The organism is Sodalis sp. (in: enterobacteria), assembly GCF_047607725.1.
Taxonomy (GTDB): Bacteria; Pseudomonadota; Gammaproteobacteria; order Enterobacterales; family Enterobacteriaceae; genus JBLKSS01.
Genome location: NZ_JBLKSS010000211.1, coordinates 1 through 5,709, shown reverse-complemented (window position 1 = coordinate 5,709; position 5,709 = coordinate 1). Strand labels below are relative to the sequence as shown.

The following is a 5,709-nucleotide window of genomic DNA, read 5'->3' as shown; positions in this document are numbered from 1 at the left end:
ACAGGCACAGGCCGTCATCGGTTGACCACAGGACCTTTATCAGGTTGCCGCGTTTTCCCCGGAAGACGAAGACATGGCCGGATAACGGATTTTCCTGGAGGGCGGACACGACTTTGGCGGCGAGGCCCTGGAAGCCGTTTTGCATATCGGTGTGGCCGACGACGAGCCAGATACGGGTGCCCGCCGGTAAGCCCATCATGATTGCGGGCCTTTGAGTTCATGGATAAGTGCGCATAACAGCGCCGGTGTCAGATTGCCGGCCAGCCGTAACCGAGCACCGGTGAACTCAATGTCGCAAGTAACGGGTTCGGCAGAGGGTAAAGGAGAACGTAAGGGTGATGGTTCGGCGGTGAGTGTAACCGTCAGTAGCTCAGCCTGCTGTGTAGTGGGGATTTTAGGTTGGACACCGAACTTGCCCTGACAGTAGAGCTGGCACCAGTTGAACAGCAAATTGTCATTGATACCGTTATCCCGTGCCAGCTTGGCAATGGATACGCCGGACTGGAGCGCCTGCTCAACCAGCTTAATTTTAAAGTCCAGCGGGAAATTGGGACGAGGTCTTGAGGGTTTTGGTGGGGTTTGTTTCATGAATTGCGCCCATTAAAAAAATAATGGACATCATCTTCAATAACTTGATGGAGAATTAACAGACGGCGCTGGGCGTACGCTTACTTCTGAACAAAGCGGCCAGCGGTGCCAGATCGCCAAACGCGCAGGCCTCATTGGCGCGCAGCCAGTCCTGCCGGTCCAGAGGATATCATAGCCGGCGTGAATAATCAGCTGTTCAAAGAAAATCCGCGGCGCGCCACCGTTTCCCTCCCGGAAGGGATGCAACATATTGATATCGGCATAAAAGGCCGCCAATTTGTCACAGAACGGCTCAAACGGCAGATCGCGCAGATAATCCTCTTCTTCCAGCCGCTGCATCACCGCGTTTCCCTCTGTTTCCAGATAGGCGAAGTGACAAAAACGGATATCGTTTTGATAAATATCGACGCTGCGCAATTGGCCCGCCCAAGGATAGATATCCTGGAAAAGCGTGTGATGAATGGCGCACAGCCAAGGCAACCCCATGCTGGCGGGCCCCAGCTCCAACGAGGTGGCGCGCAGCGCGGTTAGCGCCAATTCCGCTTCCTGTAGCCCCGCGGCTTCATGAATGTTCAGGGCGTTGCGCAGCACCTTCAGGCCCGGATAAAAATAGGGATCGCGGTCGTCGCCGATTTTATCGTTCATAGTGCCTCCTCAGCGCGTCCAGGCGTGTGGACAGCGCTTCGCCTTCCAGCGTGACCGGCGCAATGTCATAGCCTTCGAGCCGGGTACTGGCGCAAAATTTTTCATTCCGTCACTTTGCAAATAACCGCGCTTTTTGCTTTTCGGTCATTTTTTTCATCAGCCGCTCCTGTCAGACGCTGCCGGTTTCCTGGAAAGAATAAGTATAATGTGCATTAGCGGCTTCGCCGTGACAGGCGCAGAGGGCTGGCGTGATCCACCAGACGGGGGAATGGCGGATCCTGGCGGTTTTCCGTGGCGGGAGAAATCGAAAAAACGGCTGGCGGTTATGCGTTTTAAGGTGAAATAAGCACTCTACGCCCCTCGGTCAGAAGAGGCGTAAGACAAACTCCCGTGGACCGAACAGCGCCGGCACGATGCCGCGGGCCAACGGGCCACGCGCGGCAGCGCGTTGGGCCGCCTGCCGCCGCAACATCGCGCGCCATCATGCACCAGAAGCCGTGCGTCATGGAGGGCCGAACGCAGCGCACGCCTTAAGACACCGGGAACCGTAAAGGATACACTATCGCACGCTGTGCGCGACGGGCTGCCGGGCGCCATGAACAGGGTGTTATCAGGCGCTTGAAGCCGTAGACCCCAGGTCCTAATCCCGAAGGGGCGGATATCGCGTAACGCCATGGGACGTTACACGTCGATGCCGTCAGGCAACGGGTTTAGGGCAAGACTTTGGCGGAAAGAATGACAATCGGCTTAACCGGCACGTTCTGGTACGGCCCCTCATTCTTGGTGGGCACTTGAGCGATTTTATCCACCACCTCGATACCTTTTACCACCTTGCCGAATACGGCATAACCGAAATCGCGCTGGCCGTGATCGAGGAAGGCGTTGTCGGCCACGTTGATGAAAAATTGGCTGGTGGCGCTGTCTTTATCGGCGGTACGCGCCATGGCGATCGTGCCGCGGGTATTGCGCCGGCCATTGTCGGCTTCGTTTTTAATCGGCGCCTGGGTCGGCTTTTGCGACATGTCCTGGTTGAATCCGCCGCCCTGGATCATGAAACCGGGGATCACGCGGTGGAAAATAGTGTTGCTATAAAAACCGCTATTGACGTATTGCACGAAATTTTTCACCGAAACCGGCGCTTTGGCGCTGTCCAATTCCAGCTCGATGTTGCCCGCTGAAGTGGTCAGCAGCACATGGGAGTCCTGTGCCGCGGCATAAACACCCGAAGAACAAAATGTCAGGGTAAGCAAGGTAGCAGCGGGCGCCAGAGAGCGTTTGAGCATAAGAATTCCTTTTAAGAGATAAGGCCACAGGAAGCGATTAGATTTTAAAGAGCCGCTTCCAGCAGTGCCAGCCATTTACCTTTTTTTACGTAACGGAGTATTTACACCGGCACCGGCCAAACTGTGATGAGGCGCCCATCCTTTCCACCTGCCGCCGGTAAGAATATTATCTGCTAGACATTTAACAGAAAATAATAAATAAGCCATGATAGTATCACGCCTCCCGTGAACAAGCAGGGTGATATCCGTTTCCAGACCCGTTTTTCACCGATCGTCATCAGACTAGAACTAGGTTTACAATGAATCAAAACAACAAATTAAGACTAACATGGATTAGTTTTTTTTCTTATGGGCTAACCGGCGCGCTGGTGATTGTCACCGGCGTGGTACTGGGCAACATCGCCGACTATTTCCAGTTACCCGTTTCCAGTATGAGCAATACCTTTACTTTCCTAAACTCAGGCATTTTAGCGGCGATATTTCTCAATGCCTGGCTGATGGAGATAATCCCCCTGAAACGGCAGTTGATGTTCGGCTTTCTGCTGATGGTGCTGGCACTCTTGGGGTTGATGAGCGGCCATAATCTGACGGTATTCTCCCTGTCGATGTTTGTGTTGGGCGTGGTCAGCGGCATTACCATGTCCATCGGCACTTACCTCATTACCCATCTGTATGCGGGACGGCAGCGCGGCTCGCGGCTGTTGTTTACCGACTCGTTCTTCAGTATGGCCGGTACCCTGTTCCCCATGCTGGCCGGCGTGCTGCTGGCGCGCCATATCACCTGGTACTGGGTTTATGCCTGTATCGGCGTGGTCTACGTGGTGATCTTTGTCCTTACCCTGCTGTCCGATTTCCCCGTGCTGAAATCCCGTGGCACCACCACCGCCGGTCAGACGCTGCAGATCCGGGAAACCTGGGGACCGGGCGTGGCGCTGCTGGCGCTGGCCGCGCTCTGTTATATCTTGGGCCAGCTCGGTTTTATCTCTTGGGTGCCGGAATACGCCACGACGCGTTTCCAAATGGATATCCAGCAGGCCGGCGGATTGGTTAGTCATTTCTGGACCGCTTACATGGTCGGAATGTGGGTCTTTAGCGCTCTGCTGCGTTTCTTCGATTTGCAGCGCATCGTGACCGTGCTTGCGGCGCTTTCGGCGGCCTTCATGTATCTGTTCATCCACGCCGGCGATCCCGCCTGGTTGCCCTGGTGTTTGCTGGTGCTGGGTTTTGTTTCCAGCGCGATTTACACCACCATCATCACGCTGGGATCGCAACAAACCCGGGTGACATCCCCCAGACTGGTCAATTTCATCCTGACCTGCGGCACCATCGGCACCATGCTAACGTTTGTCGTGACCGGCCCTATCGTGGCCCGCTATGGCGTGGGCGCGGCGCTGCAAACCTCTAATGTGCTGTATGTCACGGTATTCATTCTGTGCCTGCTGCTGGGATTCGTTAGCCGCCACCGCACCCATAGTCAAGCGATTGTCTGATACTGCGCGCCGGCTTGCCAGCCAAGCCGGCGCCGGATGACGTCGCCGCGGGATGCCTTGGTCGTTCATTGGTCACAACTCAACATCATCTGTTTGTTCACTTATCTCTGTCATGTCATAGTAGTCCCGCGCACCGGCTGGGGTATGATCGGCCTTGCTAGCAAACGTTTGCGTAGTGAGAGGCCGGCAGCCGCGCCAAACCTCCGTCGGCATGGCGGCCGGATGCCCTATGCGCCCTCGCGCCGGGCGCGCGAACGTTAACTTATCCCTATCTATAAGGACCTTGTGACCATGACCGGATCTTCCCCCGCCGTTTCCCGCGCCCCGCTGTTGTTGGCGGCGCTGATTGGGGCCAATCTGTTCAGCTGGACCTGGGCGCTGTTCGCTTTCGGACACAATAGCGCCCTTATCGCCGCCTGCCTACTCGCCTGGAGCTACGGCCTGCGCCATGCGGTCGACGCCGACCATATCGCCGCCATCGACACCGTAACCCGTCAAATGATGCAGCAGGGCCAGCGCCCGACGGGGGTGGGGGCTTTTTTTCCCTGGGACATTCAACGATTGTCATTCTGGCCACCTTGGCTATCGCGCTGACGGCTTCCGCCTTCCAGGACCACATGGGCTGGCTGCATACCTACGGCGGACTGATAGGCTCGGCCGTTTCCAGCGGTTTTCTGCGGCTAATGGCGCTGAGCAATCTCCTTATTCTGCAAGGCATCTGGCGCCGTTTCCGTCGGCTCAAGCAGGGTAACGGCGCGGCGCCCGAGGAGCCGATGGGGGGGTGGGCTTATGTACCGCCTGCTTGGCAAGCTGTTCCGGCTGACGCGTAAAAGCTGGCATATGTACCTGGTGGGGGTTTTATTCGGGCTGGGATTCGATACCGCCACCGAAGTCGGGCTGCTTGGCTTGTCCGCCGCCGGCGCGTCGGCGGGCATCGCCATCTGGTCGATAATGGTCTTCCCGGCGCTGTTCACCAGCGGCATGGCGCTAGTGGATACCCTGAATAATATGATGATGATTAACGCCTACGGCTGGGCGCTGAATAAGCCGCAGCGCAGGCTTTATTACAATATGACGGTAACCGCCACCTCGGTACTGGTGGCGCTGGTTATCGGCGGGCTTGAGGCCGCGGGACTGCTGGCGGAAAAGTTCGATCTGCAGGGCGCCCCCTGGAGACTGGTGGCGTCCCTTAATGATAATTTGGGCAATGCCGGTTTTGTGGTGATTGGACTGTTCGCCGTCTGCTGGGGTATTTCGGTGCTCAACTACCGCTGGCGGCGCTACGATCAGCTGCCCATCTGATTCTCTAGCCCCGMCGTTTGACACATCGTCGGGCACGCCAGACCGCTCGTCGACGATAACTTCTGTTCGCCACAGGCTCGCGCAAGGTGACCGAGAGCATCTTTTCTTCAAACGACCGGGGGGCGTTACCAATAGCGTCTATAGTTCGAACGCCCGACGCTCGCGCGGCCAACATCGCCTATTCATCAAACGGCCGGAGGTGTTATCGATAACGCCAGTGGGTCAAACGCCCAATGCTAGCGCCGCCAATATCGCTTTTTCACCGTAAGCGTACGCCCAGCGCCGTCTGTTAATTCTCCATCAAGTTATTGAAGATGATGTCCATTATTTTTTTAATGGGCGCAATTCATGAAACAAACCCCACCAAAACCCTCAAGACGTCGTCCCAATTTCCCGCTGGA

5 protein-coding genes and 2 pseudogenes are annotated in these 5,709 nt (G+C 56.4%); 2 read left to right on the top strand and 5 right to left on the bottom strand.

Features of this window, described 5'->3' with window-relative positions; all coding sequences use genetic code 11:
• The 5 genes and pseudogenes from tnpB to ppiA all read right to left on the bottom strand — a co-directional run.
• On the bottom strand, positions 1-199 hold a 199-nt coding region (gene tnpB / locus ACMX3H_RS16475), incomplete at its 3' end, for an IS66 family insertion sequence element accessory protein TnpB (RefSeq protein WP_415211593.1).
• A complete protein-coding gene (locus tag ACMX3H_RS16470) occupies positions 196-588 on the bottom strand; it encodes a transposase (protein WP_415211592.1) in 393 nt (130 codons plus the stop codon). The genes ACMX3H_RS16470 and tnpB, both read right to left, overlap by 4 nt.
• A gap of 55 nt (positions 589-643) precedes the next feature.
• Positions 644-1,233, bottom strand: a pseudogene (locus ACMX3H_RS16465) (putative adenosine monophosphate-protein transferase Fic).
• On the bottom strand, positions 1,223-1,297 hold the full coding sequence (locus ACMX3H_RS16460) for a hypothetical protein (RefSeq protein WP_415211594.1): 75 nt from the start codon (positions 1,295-1,297) through the stop codon (positions 1,223-1,225). The pseudogene ACMX3H_RS16465 and the gene ACMX3H_RS16460 overlap by 11 nt, the downstream one beginning before the upstream one ends.
• A gap of 646 nt (positions 1,298-1,943) precedes the next feature.
• Entirely contained in the window at positions 1,944-2,516 is a 573-nt protein-coding gene (ppiA, locus tag ACMX3H_RS16455; protein WP_415211591.1) for a peptidylprolyl isomerase A, read from the bottom strand.
• 299 nt (positions 2,517-2,815) lie between these two features.
• Between ppiA and tsgA the strand changes: the two genes are divergently transcribed.
• Positions 2,816-4,006 carry an MFS transporter TsgA gene (tsgA, locus tag ACMX3H_RS16450; RefSeq protein ID WP_415211590.1) on the top strand — a complete coding sequence of 397 codons (1,191 nt, stop codon included), beginning with the start codon at positions 2,816-2,818 and terminating at the stop codon, positions 4,004-4,006.
• A 291-nt stretch (positions 4,007-4,297) separates the two neighbouring features.
• Positions 4,298-5,308, top strand: a pseudogene (locus ACMX3H_RS16445) (HoxN/HupN/NixA family nickel/cobalt transporter).
• Positions 5,309-5,709: the final 401 nt, after the last annotated feature.

Excerpts from the sequence above, each read along its gene's own strand:
- tsgA (WP_415211590.1), top strand. The coding sequence starts at position 2,816 with ATGAATCAAAACAACAAATTAAGACTAACATGGATTAGTTTTTTTTCT.
- ACMX3H_RS16470 (WP_415211592.1), bottom strand. The coding sequence starts at position 588 with ATGAAACAAACCCCACCAAAACCCTCAAGACCTCGTCCCAATTTCCCG.
- ppiA (WP_415211591.1), bottom strand. The coding sequence starts at position 2,516 with ATGCTCAAACGCTCTCTGGCGCCCGCTGCTACCTTGCTTACCCTGACA.